We start from the raw sequence: 1,019 nt of genomic DNA, 5'->3' as shown, positions 1-1,019 counted from the left end.
CGCCGAGCGCGGCGTGCGGGTGCGCGTGCTGCTCGACGACTTCCACACCACCGGCCGCGACGCGCTGGTGCTGGGCCTGGCCTTCATCCCGAACATCGAGATGCGCCTGTTCAACCCGCTGGCCGGCTCGCGCAACTCCACCTTCAGCCGCCTGCTCAATTCGATCGACGACGCCTCGCGCATCCAGCAGCGCATGCACAACAAGCTGTTCCTGGCCGACAACGTGGTCGGCGTCACGGGCGGGCGCAACCTCGGCGATGCGTATTTCGGCAACGCGACCAACGGCAACTTCGTCGATGTCGACGTGCTGGCGGCCGGCCCGATCGTGCAAGACCTCTCGCGCAGCTTCGACAGCTACTGGAACAACGAGCGCGCCTACCCGGTGCAGTCGCTGGTCACGCGCGAGGAACTGCAGGCCATGCGCGACCGCGCCCGAAAAGCCGACCAAGAGTTGACCGAAGAGTCGGCCCGCGAACAGAAAGATGCGGACAACGCGCCTCCCACCGCCGCCCAGCGCGCCCGCGCGTGGGACGAGAAGCCGCTGGATCTGCGCACCGCCACCTTCGTCTGGGCGCCGGCCGCGATGCTGGCCGACAAGCCCGGCAAGATCCCCGCCGACTCGGGCCCCGAAAGCGCGAAGGCGCCAGGCCTCGTGGTCAGCCAGCCCAACGACAAGGCCGGCACCTCGCCCGGTGCGGCCTCGCTGACAGCCGCGTCCGACCTGGCCGCCGGCGGCGACACCGTGGTCGAAGGCCTTCTGCAGCTGATCGGCCAGGCGCGCGCCGACCTGGTCGTCATCTCGCCCTACTTCGTGCCCGGAAAGGACATGCTGCAGGCCTTTTCCACAGCCCGCACCCGAGGCGTGCGCATCCGCGTGCTGACCAACTCGCTGGCCTCGAACGACGCGCCGGTGGCGCACGTGGGCTATGCGCGCCACCGCAAGGAGCTGCTCAGGATGGGCATCGAGCTCTACGAGCTGCGCAGCGAGCAGACGAGCTTCGGCAATGTCTTCGGCTCCT

General features: G+C 69.1%; 1 protein-coding gene. It reads left to right on the top strand.

The annotated features are described in order from the left end of the window. Positions 1 to 1,019: phospholipase D family protein (locus ACSFA3_RS26250; protein WP_435508223.1), on the top strand; the 1,019-nt coding region annotated here is incomplete at both ends.

This window comes from Variovorax glucosi (assembly GCF_051216695.1).
In the GTDB taxonomy this organism is placed as follows: Bacteria; Pseudomonadota; Gammaproteobacteria; order Burkholderiales; family Burkholderiaceae_C; genus Variovorax.
The sequence above is the reverse complement of the archived record's forward strand: the minus strand, read 5'-3'. Positions and strand labels throughout refer to the sequence as shown.